Genomic DNA, 22048 nt, shown 5'->3' with positions numbered 1-22048 from the left:
CCGTAGGCATCGCCGACGTTGCTCATTATAATGCGCGCCAGGCCATACGATCGTATGCGCAACAACAGAACATTTAATTAGAGGTAATCATGGCTATTGAACGTACTTTTTCCATCATCAAACCAAACGCGGTGGCAAAAAACGTTATTGGCAGCATCTTTTCTCGCTTTGAAGCTGCAGGGTTCAAAATCGTCGGCACCAAAATGCTGCATCTGACCGTTGAGCAGGCTCGCGGTTTCTATGCTGAGCACGAAGGTCGTCCGTTCTTCGATGGTCTGGTTGAATTCATGACCTCCGGCCCGATCGTGGTTTCCGTACTGGAAGGCGAAAATGCGGTTCAGCGTCACCGTGACCTGCTGGGCGCCACCAACCCGGCGAACGCTCTGGCCGGTACCCTGCGCGCTGACTACGCTGACAGCTTCACCGAGAACGGCACCCACGGTTCCGATTCTGTAGAATCCGCTGCTCGCGAAATCGCGTTCTTCTTTGCTGAAGGCGAGGTTTGCCCGCGCACTCGCTAATCTCCTGCGTCTTTCATGCCACAGCATTGTTGGCTTCCTTCGCGCACCCCGGTCACATAGTTATCTATGCTCCCGGGGATTTGCGAACTCGCCGCCTCGCTGTGACCTGAAATACTTTGGAGATACAAACCTCGTCTTTTCGACCGTCGCGGCGTTGGCTGCGCGCGTTCACCCCGGTCACATAGTTATCTATGCTCCCGGGGATTAATGAGAGGCTCCTGCCTCTCACCGGAGGCCAGCCTACGGCTGGTCAAATTCGTTCCCGACGAATTTGTCACTTGCTTGCCGCCTTGCGACAATCGAAAAGCCTTAGAGGATTGAGCAGTCAGTAACAGATTTTTTTTCATTGCTTTGTGCAAACGTGGCAATGATGCGCCAGAATTTGTAGAATATAGCGCCCCTGGACGAGCAGTCGCTCTCCGGGGCGTTTCTTTTTTCAACCCACCTGGGGCCATAACGTGTAATAACGAGGCCGGAAAACATTATGTCTGAACAAATTGTCACGCCTGATACCGCCGCTCTGACGGTGCCGAACAAAGATGCCAAAATCAACCTGCTGGATTTAAACCGTCAGCAGATGCGCGAGTTTTTCAAAAACATGGGCGAGAAGCCTTTCCGCGCCGATCAGGTGATGAAATGGATGTATCACTACTGCTGCGACGACTTTGATGAAATGACCGACATCAACAAAGTCCTGCGCGGCAAACTGAAAGAAGTCGCCGAGATCCGTGCCCCGGAAGTGGTGGAAGAGCAACGCTCAACCGACGGCACCATCAAGTGGGCTATTGCCGTTGGCGATCAGCGCGTCGAGACCGTCTATATCCCGGAAGAAGACCGCGCCACCCTGTGCGTCTCTTCTCAGGTAGGCTGCGCGCTGGAATGTAAATTCTGCTCCACCGCTCAGCAGGGCTTTAACCGCAACCTGCGGGTTTCCGAAATTATCGGCCAGGTCTGGCGCGCGGCGAAAATCGTCGGCGCGGTGAAGACCACCGGCGTGCGTCCTATCACCAACGTGGTAATGATGGGCATGGGCGAGCCGCTGTTGAACCTCAACAACGTCGTCCCGGCGATGGAAATCATGCTGGATGACTTCGGTTTTGGTCTCTCCAAACGTCGCGTCACCCTGTCGACGTCTGGCGTGGTGCCGGCGCTGGATAAGCTCGGCGATATGATCGACGTTGCGCTGGCGATTTCCCTGCACGCGCCGAACGACACCATTCGTGACGAAATCGTCCCGATCAACAAAAAATACAACATCGAGACCTTCCTCAACTCGGTGCGTGGTTATATTTCGAAGTCCAACGCCAACCAGGGCCGGGTGACCATCGAGTACGTCATGCTGGATCACGTCAACGACGGTACCGAGCATGCCCACGAGTTGGCGGCGCTGCTGAAAGACACCCCGTGCAAGATCAACCTGATCCCATGGAACCCCTTCCCGGGGGCGCCTTACGGCCGTAGCTCCAACAGCCGCATCGACCGTTTCTCCAAGGTCCTGATGGAATATGGATTTACGACCATCGTGCGTAAAACCCGCGGTGACGATATTGATGCCGCCTGCGGCCAGTTGGCGGGCGATGTTATTGACCGTACCAAGCGCACGCTGCGTAAGCGGATGCAGGGTGAAGCGATTGACGTAAAAGCGGTCTGACAAATGATGACCCGTGCAGCACAGGCGGCGCGGGTCATATTTATGACCAATAACCAGGCGAAATACGCTGATTCAGTTAATAATTACGGTGCGTTTTTGTCGACTTTGAGGCAGTATGTAGCGGCACAACAACCGCTTAGCATTCAATTTTGATTCGTCTCTGTGATCGCGCGCCTGACAGTCCTATACTGTGAGGCTGACGTACCACAGATGTCTCGCGGCGCCGGCGTTTTCCCGCGCTGAACTTTAAATTTCACGTACCAGTAGTTGTAGCGAATGAATACTGAAGCCACTCAAGATCATCAAGAAGCAAACACCACGGGCGCGCGTTTGCGTCACGCCCGCGAACAACTCGGACTTAGCCAGCAAGCGGTGGCCGAACGCTTATGCCTGAAGGTGTCCACGGTTCGTGATATTGAAGACGATAAGGCACCTGCCGACCTCGCCTCCACCTTCCTGCGCGGTTACATCCGCTCCTACGCTCGCCTCGTACATATCCCTGAAGAAGAACTGCTGCCGATGATGGCCAAGCAAGCACCTATCCGTGCGGCAAAGGTCGCGCCAATGCAGAGCTTCTCTTTAGGCAAGCGTCGCAAAAAGCGCGATGGCTGGCTGATGAGCTTTACCTGGCTGGTGCTGTTTGTGGTTATCGGCCTGAGCGGTGCCTGGTGGTGGCAAGACCATAAGGCGCAGCAGGAAGAGATCTCGACCATGGCCGATCAGTCTTCCGCTGAGCTGAACGGCGGTGACGCCAACAACCAGAACGTGCCGCTGGATACCAGCGCGCCGGTAGACTCAGGCACCGATAGCGCCGCGAACAGCGCGCCAACCGATACCGCCAGCGCACCGACCACCAGCGCCCCGGCTCAGACGCCAGCGGACAATAACGCGGTCGTGGCACCTTCTCAGGCTAATGTCGATACCGCCGGAACGGCCCCGACGACCCCGGCAACGCCGGCCTCGCCGTTACCGACCGATCAGGCGAACGTCACGACCCCAGCGGCGTCGGCACAGGATCTGGTGATGAACTTTTCCGCCGACTGCTGGCTGGAAGTGAGCGATGCCACCGGTAAAAAACTGTTCAGCGGCCTGCAGCGTAAAGGCGGCAACCTGAATCTGAGCGGTCAGGCGCCGTATAAACTGAAAATTGGCGCCCCGGCAGCGGTACAGATCCAGTTCCTCGGCAAGCCAGTCGATTTGAGTCGTTTTATCAGAACTAACCAGGTTGCGCGTCTGACCCTCAATGCCGAACAATCACCGGCGCAGTAACAGACGGGTAACGCGGGAGATTTTTCATGCATAACCAGGCTCCGATTCAACGTAGAAAATCTAAACGTATTTACGTTGGTAATGTGCCAATTGGCGATGGGGCCCCCATCGCCGTCCAGTCAATGACCAATACGCGCACCACCGATGTGGCCGCGACGGTAAGCCAAATCAAAGCGTTAGAGCGCGTCGGCGCGGACATCGTCCGCGTCTCTGTTCCGACGATGGATGCCGCCGAAGCGTTCAAACTGATCAAACAGCAGGTCAACGTCCCGCTGGTCGCCGATATCCATTTTGACTACCGTATCGCGCTGAAAGTCGCCGAATACGGTGTTGACTGCCTGCGTATCAACCCGGGCAACATCGGCAACGAAGAGCGCATTCGCACGGTTGTGGACTGCGCACGCGATAAAAACATTCCTATCCGCATCGGCGTCAACGCCGGCTCGCTGGAAAAAGATCTGCAGGAAAAATATGGCGAGCCGACGCCGCAGGCGCTGCTCGAATCTGCTATGCGCCACGTCGATCATCTCGATCGCCTCAACTTCGATCAGTTTAAAGTCAGCGTTAAAGCCTCCGACGTCTTCCTGGCGGTAGAGTCTTATCGCCTGCTGGCGAAACAGATCGATCAGCCGCTGCATCTCGGGATCACCGAAGCGGGTGGGGCACGCAGCGGCGCGGTGAAGTCCGCGATCGGCCTGGGCCTGCTGTTATCCGAGGGGATCGGCGATACGCTGCGCGTCTCGCTGGCGGCGGATCCGGTGGAAGAGATCAAGGTCGGCTTCGATATCCTCAAGTCCCTGCGCATTCGTGCTCGCGGCATTAACTTCATTGCCTGTCCAACCTGCTCGCGTCAGGAGTTTGACGTTATCGGTACGGTCAACGCCCTGGAGCAGCGTCTGGAAGATATCATCACCCCGATGGATGTTTCGATCATCGGCTGCGTGGTGAATGGTCCGGGCGAAGCGCTGGTCTCCACCCTCGGCGTGACCGGCGGCAACAAGAAAAGCGGCCTTTATGAAGACGGCGTGCGTAAAGATCGACTGGACAACGACGACATGATCGACCAGCTGGAAGCGCGTATTCGTGCCAAAGCCTCGATGCTCGATGAAGCCCGTCGTATTGACGTTCAACAGCTTGAAGCAAAATAACGTGTTGGGAAGCGATACGCTTCCCGTGTATGATTGAACCTGCGGGCGCAAGGCGCCGGGGTTCATTTTTGTATATATAAAGAGAATAAACGTGGCAAAGAACATTCAAGCCATCCGTGGCATGAACGATTATCTGCCGGGCGAAACCGCTCTCTGGCAGCGCATTGAAGGCTCACTGAAGCAGGTGCTCGGTAGCTACGGTTACAGCGAAATCCGTTTGCCGATTGTAGAGCAGACCCCGTTATTCAAACGCGCGATCGGCGAAGTGACCGACGTGGTTGAAAAAGAGATGTACACCTTTGAGGACCGCAACGGCGACAGCCTGACGCTGCGTCCGGAAGGGACGGCGGGCTGCGTACGTGCCGGCATCGAACATGGTCTGCTGTACAATCAAGAACAGCGTCTGTGGTACGTCGGGCCAATGTTCCGCCACGAGCGTCCGCAGAAAGGTCGCTACCGCCAGTTCCACCAGATCGGCGCCGAAGTGTTTGGCCTGCAGGGCCCGGACATCGATGCCGAGCTGATTATGCTGACCGCGCGCTGGTGGCGTGAGCTGGGCATTGCCGATCACGTCAGCCTTGAGCTGAACTCCATCGGTTCGCTGGAAGCGCGTGCCAACTACCGCGACGCGCTGGTAGCTTACCTGGAGCAGTTTACCGATAAGCTGGATGAAGACAGCAAACGCCGGATGTACACCAACCCGCTGCGGGTGCTGGACTCCAAGAACCCGGACGTGCAGGCGCTGCTGAACGACGCGCCGGCGCTCGGCGACTACCTCGACGAAGAGTCGAAAACCCACTTTGCCGGCCTGTGCGTGCTGCTCGACGATGCCGGGATCCGCTACACCGTCAACCAGCGTCTGGTACGCGGCCTCGACTACTATAACCGTACCGTGTTCGAGTGGGTAACCACCAGCCTCGGTTCCCAGGGCACTGTCTGCGCCGGCGGCCGCTACGACGGTCTGGTTGAGCAGCTTGGCGGTCGTGCCACCCCGGGCGTGGGTTTTGCTATGGGGCTGGAACGTCTTGTTTTACTGGTCCAGGCAGTGAATCCGGAATTTAAAGCCGATCCTGTTGTCGATATATACCTGGTAGCCTCCGGGACCGATACTCAGTCTGCTGCAATGCGTCTGGCTGAGCAGGTTCGCGATGCGCTGCCCGGCGTGAAGCTGATGACCAACCACGGCGGCGGCAACTTTAAGAAGCAGTTTGCCCGCGCCGATAAGTGGGGCGCCCGTATCGCCCTGGTGGTCGGTGAGTCAGAGATCGCTGACGGAAACGTGGTAGTGAAGGATTTACGCTCAGGTGAGCAAACTACCGTAACGCAGGAGAGCGTTGCCGCGCATTTGCGCACACTTCTGGGTTAATCTCCCGGGAATTATTAGTCAGGAGAAGGACTGCGTGGAAACTTTTAACAACGAGAACGATCAGGTCGATGCGCTGAAGCGCTTCTTTGCCGAAAACGGCAAAGCGCTGGCGGTCGGGGTGATTTTAGGGATTGGCGCGCTGGTTGGCTGGCGCTACTGGACCTCCCATCAGCAGGATACGGCCAGAGACGCGTCTCTGGCTTACGAACAGGCGACTTCCGCGCTGAAATCGAATACGCCAGAAGTACTGTCAGGGGCGGAGAAATTCGCGGCTGACAATAAAAATACCTACGGCGCCTTCGCCTCTCTCGAGCTGGCACAGCATTTTGTTGAACAGAACGATCTGCCTAACGCTGAAAAGCAGCTGCAGCAGGGGCTGGCGGCCGCGTCTGATGATAACCTGAAATCGGTTATCAGCATGCGTCTTGCCCGCGTTCAGCTGCAGATGAAACAGGCTGATGCGGCGCTGAAAACCCTCGACAGCATCAAAGGTGAGGGCTGGACCGCCATTGTGGCCGATTTGCGCGGCGAAATTCTGTTGAGCAAAGGCGATAAGCAAGGGGCCCGTGCGGCGTGGGAAGCTGGCGTGAAAAGCGATGCTTCTCCTGCGCTCAGCGAAATGATGCGTATGAAAATGAATAATTTGTCCATCTGAGAGGGACTCGATGCAATTGCGTAAATTACTTTTGCCAGGGCTGCTTTCCGTTACCTTGCTGAGCGGGTGTTCGCTGTTTAATAGCGAAGAAGATGTGGTGAAAATGTCACCGCTGCCGACGGTAGAAAACCAGTTTACGCCGTCCACGTCCTGGAGCACCTCGGTTGGCGATGGTATCGGCGAATTTTACTCTAACCTTCATCCGGCCTTCGCCGACGGCGTAGTGTATGCTGCTGACCGTAAAGGCACCGTCAAAGCGCTGAACGCGAACGACGGCAAAGAGGTGTGGTCTGTGAACCTGGCGGAGAAAGATGGCTGGTTCTCGCGCGTGCCAGCGCTGCTTTCCGGCGGTGTGACCGTCTCTGGCGGCCATGTTTATATTGGCAGTGAGAAAGCGCAGCTGTATGCGCTGAATACCAGCGATGGTACCGTTGCCTGGCAAACCCGCGTTGCTGGCGAGGCGCTGTCGCGTCCGGTGGTGAGCGATGGCATGGTGCTGGTGCATACCAGTAACGGCCAGCTGCAGGCGTTGAATGAGACCGATGGTGCCGTGAAGTGGACCGTTAACCTCGATATGCCGGCACTCTCCCTGCGCGGCGAGTCTGCGCCTGCGACCGCTTATGGCGCGGCGATCGTCGGCGGCGACAACGGCCGCGTCAGTGCAGTATTGATGCAGCAGGGGCAGATGATTTGGCAGCAGCGTATTTCTACGGCCACCGGCCCGACGGAAATTGACCGCCTGAACGACGTCGACACGACGCCGATCATCGTTAACGGTGTGGTTTATGCGCTGGCTTATAACGGTAACCTGACCGCGCTGGACCTGCGTAGCGGCCAGATTATGTGGAAACGCGAGCTGGGTTCGGTGAATGATTTCATCGTCGATGGTAACCGTATCTACCTGGTTGACCAGAACGATCGCCTGCTGGCACTGACCACCGATGGTGGGGTGACCCTGTGGACGCAAAGCGATCTGCTGCACCGTTTGCTGACCGCGCCGGTGTTGTATAATGGCAATCTGGTCGTCGGTGATAGCGAAGGCTACATGCACTGGGTGAATCCGGAAGATGGCCATTTTGTGGCACAGCAGAAAGTCGATAGTTCCGGCTTCCTGACCGATCCGGTGGTCGCAGATGGTCGACTGCTGATCCAGGCGAAAGACGGTACGCTGTACGCGATTACGCGTTAATTACCGCTGTCGTGAATGATTAAGAAACGGCCCCTGGCAGACAGGGGCCGTTTTGACTTTTTTAAAAACGTCGTTAAGACGATGTTGCTTAGTGATTGTATGAGGCATTTAACATGATACCTGTGGTCGCGCTTGTCGGGCGCCCTAACGTTGGAAAATCCACGCTCTTTAACCGCCTGACGCGCACTCGTGATGCGCTGGTTGCGGATTTCCCGGGGCTGACTCGTGACCGTAAGTACGGTCGGGCCGAAGTCGAAGGCCGCGAATTCATCTGTATCGATACCGGTGGTATTGATGGTACGGAAGAGGGCGTGGAAACCCGGATGGCGGAGCAGTCGCTGTTGGCTATCGAAGAGGCCGATGTGGTGCTGTTTATGGTCGATGCGCGCGCAGGCCTGATGCCGGCGGACATCGCCATCGCTAAACATCTGCGCTCTCGTGAAAAGCCCACCTTCCTGGTGGCCAATAAAACCGACGGCATCGATGTCGACCAGGCGATGGCGGACTTCTGGTCCTTAGGCCTGGGTGATATCTATCCTATCGCTGCTTCGCACGGCCGCGGCGTGACCAGCCTGCTGGAACAGGCCCTGCTGCCATGGGTGGATGAGATCAGCCCGCAGGAAGAGGTGGATGAAGACGCCGAATACTGGGCAAAATTCGAAGCCGAGCAGAATGGTGAAGCGGAAGAAGAGCCGGAGGACGACTTCAATCCGCAGGATCTGCCGATCAAGCTGGCGATTGTTGGACGCCCTAACGTCGGTAAATCAACCCTCACCAACCGCATCCTCGGTGAAGATCGCGTGGTGGTTTACGATATGCCGGGCACCACCCGCGACAGTATTTACATCCCGATGCAGCGTGACGAGCGTGAATATGTGCTCATCGATACCGCCGGGGTACGTAAGCGCGGGAAAATCACCGACGTCGTGGAAAAGTTCTCGGTGATCAAAACGCTGCAGGCGATTGAAGACGCCAACGTCGTGCTGCTGGTGATCGATGCTCGCGAAGGGATCTCCGATCAGGACCTCTCGCTGCTGGGCTTTATCCTCAACAGCGGTCGTTCTCTGGTGATCGTTGTCAACAAGTGGGATGGCCTGAGTCAGGAAGTGAAGGAGCAGGTGAAGGAGACCCTCGACTATCGTCTGGGCTTTATCGACTTTGCACGGGTGCACTTCATCTCCGCCCTGCACGGCAGCGGCGTAGGCAACCTGTTTGAATCAGTACGCGAAGCCTATGACAGCGCCACCCGCCGCGTAAGCACCGCGATGCTGACCCGGATCATGAACATGGCGGCGGAAGATCATCAGCCACCGCTGGTGCGTGGCCGTCGCGTGAAGCTGAAATATGCCCACGCCGGGGGCTACAACCCGCCTATCGTGGTGATCCACGGTAACCAGGTGAAGGATCTGCCGGATTCCTACAAGCGCTACCTGATGAACTACTTCCGTAAATCCCTGGACGTGATGGGTACGCCAATCCGGATCCAGTTCAAGGAAGGGGAAAACCCGTTCGCCAACAAGCGCAACACCCTGACGCCGAACCAGATGCGTAAACGTAAGCGCCTGATCAAGCACATCAAGAAAAGCAAATAAGCTATCAGCAAGATTTACTCACCAACATGAATCCTTCAAAGCCCGCATCTGCCGGGCTTTTTTATTAAGGGCGATCGTAACGACGCATCAACGCGCATGTTTGGCATGTATATCTGCACGTACCTATGAAATTTCTCATTTGTTAGCTTCGCTTGCTCAAGCAATCGTTTGAGTACGCTTTGATAATATATACGTAGAAAGTTATCGTAATGATAAGAGAGAAAACGCATCTGGATATGTTGGGGGAATTCCACGGTGCCGATTTCCTGTAATGCGGGAGAAACTGGAGAGTCTACTTTATGGCTGAGTATTATGGTAAGTTAGGTTTGTTCACAGGATGGTGAAATTAATCAGCAAGGAGTGATAATGTATTACAACAATGTCGTCATCAGCTATTTACAGGCCAATAAAATTCTCGCAAGAAAACTTGAACGCGCTGTTTCAGGCATAGAACAACGGGTTTCCAGTCAGGTTAAAACAATAGGCGCTGGCGTAACTCGGGCCCTGTATTATACATCCTGTTTTACTGATGAGTATCAGGATGTATGTAAAAAGCAGAAGAATGAGGATGTTAGATTTGCTAAAGGTATCTACCATCTTTTACAGCGTAATGATATTGTATATGAAATGCTTCAAATATATTTTGAAGAAATATTTAGGCACAAAACAACAGAGCAGTTAGAGCATATTAAAAGAATTCTGATGGCTGTTAATATTCATATCGCTGCAGACTCTCTAACCAAATCTGGATTTGTTTTAGCTACGGCTACCTGTGTTTCGGTAGGCATGAAACTAAGCCTAGATATGGGAGCGCTTGCTGGGCGTTCTGCGGGGGTCGCCGTTACAGTGGCTGGCGTGTATGGTGTTGTGCAGAAGGCTGCAGATAGCGCTGAGCGTCTCCGAATCTGTTATCCTGCATTCTTTTCTATACTATACGAACAAGAACTTGAAATGATGTATTTTCTGGTGGCGCCGTTATTTGAACATGCCGACGCTTTTAAAGCTCAATGGGCCTCAGATGCAGAGATCGCTAATATCATCGAAAGAATGATTAGGTAGTGATGATGTCATTTATTAAAAGAGCGCTTTTGTGGTTGTTCCAGCAATTAATTTCGCTGTATGCCCCACCGCTTTGCATTGTCATATTTGCAGTGGTTTTTTTTCAAATTTTCCCTGAGGGGCCGGTTTGGCCTGTTGGTATATTCGCTGTACTTATGATTATTATCGTTGGGCGCTATGTGAAATGGTAATTCTAACGTTATTTATGATAAGGAAATTGTATGTCTACTCCCGCACATTTATGGCTTGAAGATGAAAACGGTTCTCCGATCATTGGAAGCTGCATGATGCCAACGCGTCTTGGATCTATTGAGTTAAAATCATTCTCTCATGGTATTACTATTCCAGTTGATCCAAGCTGGGGAAAACTGACAGGTACGCGTATACATCGTCCTGTGTCGATAGTAAAGGAATTCGATCAGACAACACCGCTTTTGTATCGTGCCGTGTGTGAGGGGCGCCCGATGAAGAAGGCGATTATAAAGATGTACCGCATTCTGGAGGCGGGCATTGAGGCTGAGTATTTCAACATCATCCTGGAGAACGTCAAAGTCACTACGGTTGCGCCGTATTTATCACCTACTGGTATGAGCAGTACCCACCTGGAAACGCTCGAGATGCGTTATGAGGCGATCACTTGGAAATACATGGACGGAAATATTTACTACCGCGACTCATGGAATGACCGTTGTTGTGCATGACTCCATTATTTTCACGCAAAAATGCCAAGTATCTCGTAGTAGGTACAATTTTATACATCATTTCAAAATTGAAATTCATATTGGCGGGTTTTTTGTGGCCGCCATGCCGGTAAATGTCAAAACCTTCCGTCATAATCCCGCGATACTTCGCGGGGAACAGAGCGGCTCAAAGGTGGACTTACTATGCAGATTGGTTTTATCGGCCTCGGCGCGGTGGTGGAAACCGCCTATTTACCGGCGCTGCGTCGCCTGGGATACCGTATTGACAGCTGCCATGGCTATGATCTGGACAGCAGCAGAGCGCTGCCGGGGATCCAGCGCTGTAATTCGCTGTCGGCACTGCTGGCCAAACCTCTGGATACGCTCTTCATTACCACCTCATCACTTCAGCATCTGCCCGTGCTGGAGAGAGCGTTAGCCAGCGGCATTTCCCGCATCGTGGTGGAAAAGCCGATCGTGGCCAACCTTGAGCAGGCCGCCCGACTGCGGGCGCTGCTGGCACCGCCTGAGCAGGCCGCGCGGGTGCTGGCTCTTGACCACTGGATGGCGCGAGGCGTTGCGCTGAACGCTCCTGGCCCACGGTGGCGGGCGGAAGGGGAGGCCAGCCGCCAGCCGCCGCCGCACCTGTCAGCGCAGGATATCGTCTGGCTCGAAGGCTATTTACAGGAGCCAAGCGGCTTTAACGCTGCCGGAGAGCCGGTCGCGCTCAATTTTGCCACCGGGGAGCTGGATACCCGGCAGCTGCGTCACCCTGATGGGGTGATCCTTGATATCGGCACCCATGTCCTGGCGATGCTCCGCGAAACCCTGCACGCCAGCGGAAGCGATACGGCGCTGAGCCTTTCCCTTCGGGTGGCGAAAGACCGCCTCGGCCATGACATTGCCCCTGGGGATACGGTCACCGCAGAGGGGGAGGCGCATCTGCAGGGAACCCTCGGAACTATCCCGCTTAATATCTGGCTAAACAAATACGCGGGCCCCGCGGGCGGGCAAAAGGGAATGCGGATAGGGCTGCGGGACGGGCGAATCCTCATCCTCGACCGCTCCCCTGAGGGCGAAGTGGTGACGCTGCACGACGGCGAGCGGATCCAGCGCTGGACCCGCCCCGGGACGATCTATTCGCACTGCCTCGATGAGCAGATCCTCGGCGCGGATAATCTGTTTATCCGGGCGCCCGACAGCGTGGCCGGGTTGACGCGACGTCGGCTTGAGGAAGTGGAATGGCTGCTCCGGCTACAGCAGCAATTACGCGGCCCTCATTAAACCCGGAACATGATAAAATAGGTGCAGATAAACGTTGAAAGGAATGGTTATGGAACTTGATTGCCCTCTGTGCCACGCGCCGTTAGATGTCAAAGGCAGCAGCGCGCATTGCGCCCAGTGCGAAAGGGTATTTGCCCTCGAGGCCCGCTGCCCGGAATGCCACCAGCCGCTGGAGGTGCTCAAGGCGTGCGGCGCGGTGGATTACTTTTGCCAGCATGGGCATGGCCTGATCTCGAAAAAACGGGTGGAATTTATTCCGCTGGTTTAGCGGGTGAAGGCTTTCTGGCCCGCGTTTTTTTCACCGGCGCGATCTGCTTCACTTCGCTTTCGACCCAGCCGTCTTTCAGGCGGGTGGTGAGCAGATCGCCGGTTTTGACCTGTTTTGTCTGCTTTAGCACCGTACCGTCGCTCACCGAGGTGACGCTGTAGCCGCGCGCCAGAGTGGCTAAGGGACTCACCGCCTCCAGATGGGTCACCGCGTTGCCAAACCGTTCACGCCGCTCGCTGAGGCGGCCACGCATATTTTCCGCCAGCCGGTATTCCAGCTGCAGGATCCGCGATTGCGCCCGGTGGATCCGTGGCTGCGGGTTGTAGTGATCCAGACGTTGAACGGTGCGCTTTTGCCGCTGTTCGGCGCGCTTAATCTGTGACTCCACGGCGATGCGCATCCGCTGGCGCAGGCGTTCCAGGGCGGTCTGCTGGCGGGCCAAGCGCAGCTGCGGATGCTGTTGCTGCAGGCGATGGAACAGCTGGGTAAAACGGCGCTGGCGACTGGCGAGGAAATAGTCCATCGCCATCTCCAGACGCTGCTGTCCGGACTGCAGCTGGCGCAGCAGCTCCTGCTGATTGCGGCTGACGATCTCCGCGGCGGCTGAGGGAGTCGGTGCTCGCAGGTCGGCAACAAAATCGGCGATCGTGACGTCGGTTTCATGGCCGACGGCGCTGACGATAGGGATCTGGCTGGCGAAAATAGCCCGCGCCACCCGCTCATCGTTAAAACTCCACAGATCCTCCAGCGAACCGCCGCCGCGCCCGACAATCAGCACGTCACACTCCTGGCGCGCGTTGGCCAGCGCGATGGCGCGCACAATCTGCCCTGGGGCATCGTCACCCTGGACCGCGGTTGGGTAGATGATCACCGGCAGCCCGGGATCGCGGCGCCTGAGGACATGGAGAATATCGTGCAGCGCCGCACCGGTTTTCGAGGTGATGACGCCGACGCAGTGGGCGGGTGAGGGGAGCGCCTGCTTATGTTTTTGCTCGAACAGTCCTTCCGCCGTTAACTGTGCTTTGAGCTGCTCATACTTCTGCTGTAATAACCCTTCGCCGGCGGGTTGCATGCTTTCGACAATAATCTGGTAGTCGCCGCGCGGCTCATACAGGGTGATGTTGGCGCGAACCAGCACCTGCTGCCCGTGCTGTGGGCGAAACGTCACCCGGCGGTTGCTGTTGCGGAACATCGCGCAGCGCACCTGGGCGTTATCGTCTTTTAAGGTGAAGTACCAGTGGCCGGAAGAAGGCTGGCTGAAGTTAGAGATCTCGCCGCTGATCCAAACCTGGCCCATTTCGCGCTCAAGCAGCAGACGCACCGTCTGATTGAGGCGGCTTACGGTAAAAATTGCGGGGGATTGAGAGGGTAACATGTGAGCAAGATCAAACTTTAAATCAGCAGGTTATTCAGTCGATAGTAACGCGCTCAGAGGGGATGGCAAGTATTATTTGCAAAAAAGGGTAGATGCAATCGGTTACGCTCTGTATAATGCCACGGCAATATTTATCCACCCTGGTCGAGATATTGCCCATGCTACGTATCGCTAAAGAAGCCCTGACGTTTGACGACGTCCTCCTCGTTCCCGCTCATTCTACCGTTCTGCCGAATACTGCCGATCTCAGCACTCAGCTGACGAAAACCATTCGTCTGAATATTCCTATGCTCTCCGCAGCCATGGATACCGTAACGGAAGCGCGTCTGGCTATTGCCCTGGCACAGGAAGGCGGCATCGGCTTTATTCACAAAAACATGTCCATCGAGCGCCAGGCGGAAGAAGTTCGTCGCGTGAAGAAACATGAGTCCGGCGTGGTCACCGACCCGCAGACCGTTCTGCCAACCACCACCCTGCGTGAAGTGAAAGAGCTGACCGAGCGTAACGGCTTCGCCGGCTACCCGGTGGTTACCGAAGAGAACGAGCTGGTCGGTATCATCACTGGCCGCGACGTGCGTTTCGTCACCGATTTGAACCAGCCGGTCAGCGTCTATATGACCCCGAAAGAGCGTCTGGTTACCGTACGTGAAGGCGAAAGCCGCGAGGTGGTCTTCGCTAAGATGCATGAAAAACGCGTTGAGAAGGCGCTGGTCGTGGATGAGAGCTTCCACCTGCGCGGCATGATCACCGTTAAAGATTTCCAGAAAGCAGAACGTAAACCGAATGCCTGTAAAGATGAGCAGGGCCGTCTGCGCGTAGGCGCGGCGGTCGGCGCCGGTGCCGGCAACGAAGAGCGCGTAGACGCGCTGGTAGCCGCGGGCGTTGACGTTCTGCTGATCGACTCCTCGCACGGTCATTCTGAAGGCGTCCTGCAGCGCATTCGTGAAACCCGCGCGAAATACCCGGACCTGCAGATCATCGGCGGCAACGTGGCCACCGGTGCAGGCGCGCGCGCGCTGGCGGAAGCCGGTTGCAGCGCGGTGAAAGTGGGTATCGGCCCGGGCTCCATCTGTACGACCCGTATCGTCACCGGCGTAGGCGTGCCGCAGATCACCGCCGTTTCCGACGCGGTGGAAGCACTGGAAGGGACCGGTATTCCGGTTATCGCTGACGGCGGTATCCGTTTCTCCGGCGATATCGCCAAAGCCATCGCTGCCGGCGCGGCCGCGGTGATGGTCGGCTCTATGCTGGCGGGTACCGAAGAGTCCCCGGGTGAAATCGAACTCTACCAGGGCCGTTCTTACAAATCTTACCGCGGCATGGGCTCTCTTGGCGCGATGTCTAAAGGCTCCTCTGACCGCTACTTCCAGAGCGATAACGCTGCTGACAAACTGGTGCCGGAAGGTATCGAAGGCCGCGTGGCCTATAAAGGTCGCCTGAAAGAGATTATTCACCAGCAGATGGGAGGTCTGCGTTCCTGTATGGGGCTGACCGGCTGTGGTACCATTGACCTGCTGCGTACCAAAGCTGAATTCGTACGCATCAGCGGTGCGGGCATTCAGGAAAGCCACGTTCACGACGTGACCATCACCAAAGAGTCCCCGAACTACCGTCTGGGCTCCTGATTTCTTCGCCCGACCTAGCGTCGGGCGATTTATTTACTCTGTTTCACTTGCCTCGGAATTAGCGTCAATGACGGAAAACATTCATAAACATCGCATTCTCATCCTCGACTTCGGCTCTCAGTATACTCAGCTGGTGGCGCGTCGCGTGCGTGAGCTGGGCGTCTACTGTGAGCTGTGGGCGTGGGATGCCACAGAAGCACAGATCCGCGAATTCAATCCAAGCGGCATCATTCTTTCCGGCGGCCCGGAAAGTACTACCGAAGAGAACAGCCCGCGCGCGCCGCAGTATGTGTTTGAAGCCGGCGTGCCGGTATTTGGCGTCTGCTACGGCATGCAGACCATGGCGATGCAGCTGGGCGGCCATGTGGAAGGTTCTAACGAGCGTGAGTTTGGCTACGCGCAGGTTGAAGTGGTTAACGACAGCGCGCTGGTGCGCGGTATCGAAGACTCCCTGACCGCAGACGGTAAACCGCTGCTGGACGTGTGGATGAGCCACGGCGACAAGGTCACCGCCATCCCGTCTGACTTCGTCACCGTCGCCAGCACCGACAACTGCCCGTTCGCCATTATGGCCAACGAAGAAAAACGCTTCTACGGCGTGCAGTTCCACCCGGAAGTGACCCACACCCGTCAGGGGATGCGTATGCTGGAGCGCTTCGTGCGCGACATCTGCCAGTGCGAAGCCCTGTGGACCCCGGCGAAAATCATCGACGACGCCGTCGAGCGTATCCGCCAGCAGGTTGGCGATGACAAAGTGATCCTTGGCCTCTCCGGCGGCGTGGACTCCTCAGTGACCGCGATGTTGCTGCACCGCGCCATCGGCAAAAACCTGACCTGCGTATTCGTGGATAACGGCCTCCTGCGTCTGAATGAAGCGCAGCAGGTGATGGACATGTTTGGCGACCACTTTGGCCTGAACATTGTTCACGTCGAAGGCGAGCAGCGCTTCCTCGATGCGCTGAAAGGCGAGAACGATCCGGAAGCGAAACGTAAAATCATCGGCCGCGTCTTCGTGGAAGTGTTCGACGAAGAAGCGCTGAAGCTGGACGACGTCAAATGGCTGGCGCAGGGCACCATCTACCCTGACGTTATCGAATCTGCCGCTTCCGCTACCGGTAAAGCACACGTCATTAAATCTCACCACAATGTGGGCGGCCTGCCGAAAGAGATGAAGATGGGGCTGGTTGAGCCGCTGCGTGAGCTGTTCAAAGACGAAGTGCGTAAGATCGGTCTGGAACTGGGCCTGCCGTACGATATGCTCTACCGTCACCCGTTCCCGGGCCCGGGCCTCGGCGTGCGCGTGCTGGGCGAAGTGAAGAAAGAGTACTGCGACCTGCTGCGTCGTGCGGACGCTATCTTCATCGAAGAGCTGCACAAAGCTGACCTGTACAACAAAGTGAGCCAGGCGTTTACCGTGTTCCTGCCGGTTCGTTCCGTCGGCGTAATGGGCGATGGCCGTAAATACGACTGGGTCGTTTCCCTGCGTGCGGTGGAAACCATCGACTTTATGACCGCGCACTGGGCGCACCTGCCGTATGATTTCCTCGGCCGCGTCTCTAACCGCATTATCAATGAAGTGAACGGTATCTCCCGCGTGGTGTATGACATCAGCGGTAAGCCGCCAGCAACGATTGAGTGGGAGTAGGACTGGCTATAAATAGTAATTAAGCTTTTTCAACTAACTTTAATGCCAGTCAGTTTTCTGACTGGCATTTTTTTTATTGGTTTTTCATTGAGTGTATGACTTCTATTTCTAAGGCCGTAACTCTATAACATCGGCTATGGCCTAAAGATAAAAGCCATTACCAACAAAATGGCGGTATTCCAAAACAGTCTAGCCGGAAGTGCTTACAAGGGTATGATGAGATCGATCAAATCGACAAATGAGATACTGGCCGTTGTGAGCGTCCGGCAACCGTAGCCGTAGGGGGCGAATTTAATGGCTTTGTTATGAGCCATTGGTAATCGCACCCATGACAATTTGAAAGAGTTCTTCTGCTCGATTAGTGGAGCCAATTGCACCTCTTTCTCTCGCCATTCTCTTGTGCTCTGGTAGATCTGAGGACGCATAGATCATAAAAGGAGTTTTGTCTCCCATTGCGCGTAATCTTTCTAGTAAGACATAACCTTCTTGCGCCCCTTCTTTGCGATCCATATCCGAAATAATAGCTGCAAACTTATTTGTTTTTAACAATTCCAAGGCTTCGTCAGTTGAAAGAGCTAAAGCGAACTCTATTCCCTGTGCCTCAAATGCCTGTCTTTCGTAAACATTATTTTCTGGTCGATCATCCACCCATAAAATACGATTTCGCCATTTTTCATGCTTACTCTGCCGTTTTGCATTGGATACAACGTTGACGATTTTTCGCAGTTGGCTTTCAGTGACCCCTGCACTATTTTCAGGCTGTTTTGCTGTGGCGGCGGTCAATGATGCTGCTGTAGCTATTTGCGCTCTTAAAAAATTATTTTCATCTTTGAAATCTGACGGCCCGTAAAGCTTATTATGATGTTTCGCAACAAGCCAGAGAAAGCCAAGAAACACAATGACAGGAAAGAAAACCATGAAATAAATAAGGGGAGCTATATGCTCTGATAAGCCATTACCAAAGCCAACGACGAAAGAGGCAAATCCATAAACGAGAACAATAAAGAGTGCAATGATACCAAGAGGGCTTTTGGTAAATCCTATTGCAGTTTCAGCAAATTTCTCTGGTTCCATATCCATCCTCAGTATTGCTCATAACACAGTTAAGTTGTATTAGATCAGACCTGATCTGACAATTACCGGCTATTTATAAAGGTATCTGTCAGATTACATCTGGCTTGAGTTTTTCTCATCCCAGATGTGCTTTCCATCAAGTAACGTTTCCATCGGTGTTCGGCCACTGCACATTTTTCCCTGATGGGTTCGCTCATTATTATAGTGAACCAGCCATTCATCAAGAACCGATTGTAATGCTTCAAGATCATCATATAACTTTTTGCGGAACGTCACCTGATAAAACTCGTTCAGTATCGTTTTATGGAACTGCTCGCAGATACTATTGGTCTTAGATGACATTGCCTTCGTTTTCGTATGCTCAATATCATTTATCGCCAGATAAAGCTGGTAATCATGCTGCTCCACTTTACCGCAATCTCTTGGTGTATTGAGAGGCGGGTTATAAAATAAATACTGATACCATGAGGGCGGATCAATCGTGGTCATGGTATCAGGTCATTCTCATGGGTTTATTGCGTCCCTGAAGATGACGTCGCTGACCATCTCTCCTCCAAGAAAATCGATCAACATATTCGAGTTTTCAAGGTCTTCTCTGGTCAATGCCCCGATTGCTTGTCCAACTACTACCTCCCAAGGTTTTTTACACTCAACAATAGCACAGACGAGTTGGCGGATTTTCTTGATCTTCTTGTGACGCAATCGGTCGCTCGATTCCATTAGTTCTGCAATCAACGCTATGTCGGAGTGTGTTTGATTATCCTCAACCCATTTTTTGGCTGCGTCTACAAATTCCGCCCATGTAACATTCATTACTGCAAGGCATGAATCAGTCAAAAGAACATTTTCGATAGCGTAGCATCGTAAGCGATAGCGTTTAAGAGGTAGGCGATGTTCAAGCGACTCGTTGATTACACCATCGCCATCACGAAGGGAAAAGGCGATTGGATTGTCATAGAGTGTACTAAGGAGGTCTACGCAAAAATCCTCAAGTTGACTCTGTTGATCTACGCTACCTGCTAGTACGGGAAAGATTTTTATTCGACCCTGTGATGTTCTGGCCGCTTGTTGCCAGACTCGTTCGTCGTCCTCTCCTTCCAAAATTAATGCAGCGTCTTCGCTAAGAGAAAGCGATAGGGGGTGCCCGAAGAATGGTGCAATCTTTCGAAGTTCATCGCTGGCCGGTATCAATGAGATTTCATTCACTGCAAAGCTCTTCGTGCCGATTGATACATATGGGGAGGCGGCAAGAGAACAGACGAGCGGGGAACTATGGGTGGATAAGCATATGGCAATACTGTTCGCGTGTGTTCTGAATTCGTCGAGCATACTGATTATCAGCTTGCCCAGTCTAGCTTGGAGGTCGGGGTGCAGATGTACATCAGGCTCATCGAGGAGGAGTACGTTGAATTTCTCCGGATCTATTGTGTCGAAGAAATAGATGATTTCCGCGGCTAATGCAACCGCTTCCGATTCACCGCTACTGATTTGGGCCGGATCAATAATCTGACCATCTACAAGTGATCGAAACTCATAATCAGCATTACCCATCTCGAGCGAAATGTTAGTGAGAAGCTGATTAATTTTACTTAATCGGTCTGTCTGAAAGTTTCGCGTTAGATCAGTTCGAATTTCCGGAGTATTGGCAAGTCGACGTAAGTAAAGCGTCTCGGCCTCGCGAAATAGCATAGCCGATGCAGCTTTGAAGTTGCTTGCCTGATTAACTGCCCGAGTGTGCCTCAGCCATTCGGGGTTGTCGCTCATATTTGTGAGGATGGTGCCATCACGCTTGAACGACCCTGCTCGCTCTGGACTTACATACCGGACATAAAATTGCTGCTTGTTCTGGCTGATTGTTTGTTCGATATCGCGAAGGAAACGACTTTTTCCCGCACCGTTTCGGCCCATAATTATGTTGATGTTGTTTAAGCCGTAAAGTCGGCCAATTTGGCTAGATAACTCGCTTACTTTCAAGATTGTAACTCCATTTTTCGTTGCCACATACGATATCAAATACACTAACTGAATAGGTGCGTTGATGCCTCATTTTGTTCACATCTATGTTGAAATTAGTGATGTTACCGAGCTAAGGACTCTAGTAGGAGTAGAGCGGCCATATTGTTCGTCTGAACAGCCTGTAGACAGCTCTATTATTGAGACATGGTATTTTTCGTGGTATCAGCTAAGTGGTTTGTTTCAACGCATTGATTTGTTTGAATTTTATTTTCTCATTGATAGCTGAGTGGGAGTCATCCCCGGTGTTAGCTGAATAAAACAAAACCCTCTGTATTTACAGAGGGTTTTTTATTTTAGACATCCCTTCAATCCCGTCGTCCCAGAAGATTATCTGGCAGGGTGAGGTTTCCCTGTGAATTCCCCGTTTGCGGTTCCGGCAGATGTTCAGCTGGCCCATTTTTTGCCGCCGTCGGATGAAGGGCGGGAAATTTGCCCGGCTGTGCCTTGCCCGCCCCGCGCACCATCGCCAGCGCCAGTCCGGCAACGATCAGCGTTAACCCGGTGGACACCCACATTCCGCCGATAATGCCCAGCCGGTGGTTCAGCCATGCGTAGGCAAAGGGTGAGGCAGCCGCCATCAGTTGCCCGGGGATTAGCAGGATACCGGTGCGGCAGGCATAGCTTTCTGCGCTAAACAGCGCCAGCGGTAGCGTCGCTTTGACAATCGTCACCAGCCCGTTAATCGCGCCATACCCCAGCACAAACCCGGCTGCGAACCCGGCATAAGCCGTGCTGCTCAATCCAAGGAGAAAACAGAGTGGCATGGCGAGCGCAGTAAAACGCGTCAGCGTGAGTGGGGTGACCCGGGGACCGGCCAGCACTTCCCCCAGCCGGGCGCCGGTCTGGCCGAATCCCCACAGCATACCGACGGCAACCGGCAGACCAAAGTGGCTGATAAACTCCGGCAGATGGGTGGAGGTGCCGTTAGAGATGAAGGTGATCAGCGCAATGAAGATCGCGTAACGCACTCCGTTACGCCGGTCGCCCTCTGCTGTCGCTTGCGAGGCTGGTGATTTCGCCGGTGAACTGAGCCGCTGGCGAGGCAGTTGATAACTCAGCCATGCGCTCAGCAGGCCAAACAGCGCATAGATCCGCAAGGCATTCTGCCAGGGCATGATGGTTAATAACGCCTCGCCCAGCGGCCAGAAGAGGGCAGAGGCCAGACCGCCAGCGAGAGTGATATGAGAGATAGTTTTCCGCGCCTGCTGACCGTACAGATTCACCACTGTGGCGAACAGCGCATCATACAGCGAAAGCCGCATGCCGATGCCGGTCAGCAGCCAGGCGCCGTACCAGCCGGCCAGCGAAGGGCGCCAGGCCATCATGGCGCAGCTGGCGGCTATCAGTAAGGTTCCGCTGGTGACCACCAGCCTTCCGCCAAAGCGAGCCAGCAGCCTGGCAACGAACGGAGAAACAGCGGCCATCATCAGCATGGCGAGCGTCAGGCCGAGATAGATCTGCGGCAAGGACCATCCTTTGTCGGCGGCGATAGCCCCGGCAAAGGTGCCGGGCATATAAAAAGAGATCCCCCAGTTGATCAGTTGCTGACCGCCCGCGGTGAAGGCGAGCCGTCGGGGAATAGCGCGTGTTTCCATGGTTTTCATTCCGTTAAGGCAGTTGTCCTGAGCATA

The 22048-nt window shown here is 54.5% G+C and carries 18 protein-coding genes and 1 pseudogene; 14 read left to right on the top strand and 5 right to left on the bottom strand.

Features of this window, described 5'->3' with window-relative positions; translation table 11 throughout:
* Positions 1-89 precede the first annotated feature (89 nt).
* From ndk to HMPREF3142_RS25585, 12 genes are all read left to right on the top strand, one after another.
* Complete coding sequence (ndk, locus tag HMPREF3142_RS25645; protein WP_004144312.1) at positions 90-521, top strand: nucleoside-diphosphate kinase; 432 nt, start codon at positions 90-92, stop codon at positions 519-521.
* Between the two features lie 484 nt (positions 522-1005).
* Entirely contained in the window at positions 1006-2172 is a 1167-nt protein-coding gene (locus HMPREF3142_RS25640; RefSeq protein WP_008803802.1) for a dual-specificity RNA methyltransferase RlmN, read from the top strand.
* Between the two features lie 276 nt (positions 2173-2448).
* Positions 2449-3441 carry a cytoskeleton protein RodZ gene (gene rodZ / locus HMPREF3142_RS25635; RefSeq protein WP_064144481.1) on the top strand — a complete coding sequence of 331 codons (993 nt, stop codon included), beginning with the start codon at positions 2449-2451 and terminating at the stop codon, positions 3439-3441.
* A 26-nt stretch (positions 3442-3467) separates the two neighbouring features.
* A complete protein-coding gene (gene ispG, locus HMPREF3142_RS25630) occupies positions 3468-4589 on the top strand; it encodes a flavodoxin-dependent (E)-4-hydroxy-3-methylbut-2-enyl-diphosphate synthase (protein WP_008803805.1) in 1122 nt (373 codons plus the stop codon).
* Positions 4590-4680: 91 nt separating this feature from the next.
* Positions 4681-5955: a histidine--tRNA ligase gene (gene hisS, locus HMPREF3142_RS25625; protein ID WP_064144480.1), complete on the top strand. Its 1275-nt coding sequence runs from the start codon at positions 4681-4683 to the stop codon at positions 5953-5955.
* A gap of 34 nt (positions 5956-5989) precedes the next feature.
* Positions 5990-6610, top strand: coding sequence for a YfgM family protein (locus HMPREF3142_RS25620; RefSeq protein ID WP_004201892.1), 621 nt, complete (start codon positions 5990-5992; stop codon positions 6608-6610).
* A gap of 10 nt (positions 6611-6620) precedes the next feature.
* Positions 6621-7799, top strand: coding sequence for an outer membrane protein assembly factor BamB (bamB, locus tag HMPREF3142_RS25615; protein WP_064144479.1), 1179 nt, complete (start codon positions 6621-6623; stop codon positions 7797-7799).
* A 113-nt stretch (positions 7800-7912) separates the two neighbouring features.
* The gene (gene der, locus HMPREF3142_RS25610) at positions 7913-9391 is read left to right on the top strand and encodes a ribosome biogenesis GTPase Der (RefSeq protein ID WP_008803808.1); all 1479 of its coding nucleotides are present in this window, start codon (positions 7913-7915) and stop codon (positions 9389-9391) included.
* A gap of 366 nt (positions 9392-9757) precedes the next feature.
* The gene (locus HMPREF3142_RS25605; RefSeq protein ID WP_048267960.1) at positions 9758-10450 is read left to right on the top strand and encodes a hypothetical protein; all 693 of its coding nucleotides are present in this window, start codon (positions 9758-9760) and stop codon (positions 10448-10450) included.
* Positions 10451-10671: 221 nt separating this feature from the next.
* The gene (locus HMPREF3142_RS25595; protein WP_020317242.1) at positions 10672-11151 is read left to right on the top strand and encodes an Hcp family type VI secretion system effector; all 480 of its coding nucleotides are present in this window, start codon (positions 10672-10674) and stop codon (positions 11149-11151) included.
* Between the two features lie 183 nt (positions 11152-11334).
* On the top strand, positions 11335-12414 hold the full coding sequence (locus HMPREF3142_RS25590) for a Gfo/Idh/MocA family oxidoreductase (RefSeq protein ID WP_070612869.1): 1080 nt from the start codon (positions 11335-11337) through the stop codon (positions 12412-12414).
* Positions 12415-12463: 49 nt separating this feature from the next.
* Complete coding sequence (locus tag HMPREF3142_RS25585) at positions 12464-12682, top strand: zinc ribbon domain-containing protein (protein WP_004201901.1); 219 nt, start codon at positions 12464-12466, stop codon at positions 12680-12682.
* Here HMPREF3142_RS25585 and xseA read toward each other — a convergent pair.
* Positions 12666-14057, bottom strand: a complete 1392-nt coding sequence (xseA, locus tag HMPREF3142_RS25580) for an exodeoxyribonuclease VII large subunit (protein WP_048267957.1) — start codon at positions 14055-14057, stop codon at positions 12666-12668. The two genes, HMPREF3142_RS25585 and xseA, sit on opposite strands and share 17 nt — an antisense overlap.
* 158 nt (positions 14058-14215) lie before the next feature.
* Here xseA and guaB point away from each other — a divergent pair, with 158 nt between their 5' ends.
* Together guaB and guaA are read left to right on the top strand one after the other, a co-directional pair.
* On the top strand, positions 14216-15682 hold the full coding sequence (gene guaB, locus HMPREF3142_RS25575) for an IMP dehydrogenase (protein ID WP_004151980.1): 1467 nt from the start codon (positions 14216-14218) through the stop codon (positions 15680-15682).
* Between the two features lie 67 nt (positions 15683-15749).
* Complete coding sequence (gene guaA, locus HMPREF3142_RS25570) at positions 15750-17327, top strand: glutamine-hydrolyzing GMP synthase (RefSeq protein WP_070612867.1); 1578 nt, start codon at positions 15750-15752, stop codon at positions 17325-17327.
* A 303-nt stretch (positions 17328-17630) separates the two neighbouring features.
* Here the strand turns inward: guaA and HMPREF3142_RS25565 are convergent, their stop codons facing one another.
* The 4 genes and pseudogenes from HMPREF3142_RS25565 to HMPREF3142_RS25550 all read right to left on the bottom strand — a co-directional run bounded on the left by HMPREF3142_RS25565 (position 17631) and on the right by HMPREF3142_RS25550 (position 22012).
* A complete protein-coding gene (locus tag HMPREF3142_RS25565) occupies positions 17631-18401 on the bottom strand; it encodes a response regulator (RefSeq protein ID WP_000433086.1) in 771 nt (256 codons plus the stop codon).
* Positions 18402-18494: 93 nt separating this feature from the next.
* Positions 18495-18818 (bottom strand): annotated as a pseudogene (locus HMPREF3142_RS25560) (integrase core domain-containing protein); the annotation flags it as partial.
* Between the two features lie 87 nt (positions 18819-18905).
* Positions 18906-20375 (bottom strand): AAA family ATPase, encoded by a 1470-nt coding sequence (locus HMPREF3142_RS25555; RefSeq protein ID WP_038421643.1) that lies wholly within the window; start codon positions 20373-20375, stop codon positions 18906-18908.
* Positions 20376-20722: 347 nt separating this feature from the next.
* Positions 20723-22012, bottom strand: a complete 1290-nt coding sequence (locus HMPREF3142_RS25550; protein ID WP_023340610.1) for an MFS transporter — start codon at positions 22010-22012, stop codon at positions 20723-20725.
* Positions 22013-22048 lie beyond the last annotated feature (36 nt).

The organism is Klebsiella sp. HMSC16C06, assembly GCF_001808325.1.
Taxonomy (GTDB): domain Bacteria; phylum Pseudomonadota; class Gammaproteobacteria; order Enterobacterales; family Enterobacteriaceae; genus Klebsiella; species Klebsiella variicola.
This window is presented reverse-complemented; position numbering and strand designations above follow the sequence as displayed.

Excerpts from the sequence above, each read along its gene's own strand:
- ndk (WP_004144312.1), top strand. The coding sequence starts at position 90 with ATGGCTATTGAACGTACTTTTTCCATCATCAAACCAAACGCGGTGGCA.
- HMPREF3142_RS25640 (WP_008803802.1), top strand. The coding sequence starts at position 1,006 with ATGTCTGAACAAATTGTCACGCCTGATACCGCCGCTCTGACGGTGCCG.
- rodZ (WP_064144481.1), top strand. The coding sequence starts at position 2,449 with ATGAATACTGAAGCCACTCAAGATCATCAAGAAGCAAACACCACGGGC.
- ispG (WP_008803805.1), top strand. The coding sequence starts at position 3,468 with ATGCATAACCAGGCTCCGATTCAACGTAGAAAATCTAAACGTATTTAC.
- bamB (WP_064144479.1), top strand. The coding sequence starts at position 6,621 with ATGCAATTGCGTAAATTACTTTTGCCAGGGCTGCTTTCCGTTACCTTG.
- der (WP_008803808.1), top strand. The coding sequence starts at position 7,913 with ATGATACCTGTGGTCGCGCTTGTCGGGCGCCCTAACGTTGGAAAATCC.
- HMPREF3142_RS25605 (WP_048267960.1), top strand. The coding sequence starts at position 9,758 with ATGTATTACAACAATGTCGTCATCAGCTATTTACAGGCCAATAAAATT.
- HMPREF3142_RS25595 (WP_020317242.1), top strand. The coding sequence starts at position 10,672 with ATGTCTACTCCCGCACATTTATGGCTTGAAGATGAAAACGGTTCTCCG.
- HMPREF3142_RS25590 (WP_070612869.1), top strand. The coding sequence starts at position 11,335 with ATGCAGATTGGTTTTATCGGCCTCGGCGCGGTGGTGGAAACCGCCTAT.
- HMPREF3142_RS25585 (WP_004201901.1), top strand. The coding sequence starts at position 12,464 with ATGGAACTTGATTGCCCTCTGTGCCACGCGCCGTTAGATGTCAAAGGC.
- xseA (WP_048267957.1), bottom strand. The coding sequence starts at position 14,057 with ATGTTACCCTCTCAATCCCCCGCAATTTTTACCGTAAGCCGCCTCAAT.
- guaB (WP_004151980.1), top strand. The coding sequence starts at position 14,216 with ATGCTACGTATCGCTAAAGAAGCCCTGACGTTTGACGACGTCCTCCTC.
- guaA (WP_070612867.1), top strand. The coding sequence starts at position 15,750 with ATGACGGAAAACATTCATAAACATCGCATTCTCATCCTCGACTTCGGC.
- HMPREF3142_RS25565 (WP_000433086.1), bottom strand. The coding sequence starts at position 18,401 with ATGGAACCAGAGAAATTTGCTGAAACTGCAATAGGATTTACCAAAAGC.
- HMPREF3142_RS25550 (WP_023340610.1), bottom strand. The coding sequence starts at position 22,012 with ATGGAAACACGCGCTATTCCCCGACGGCTCGCCTTCACCGCGGGCGGT.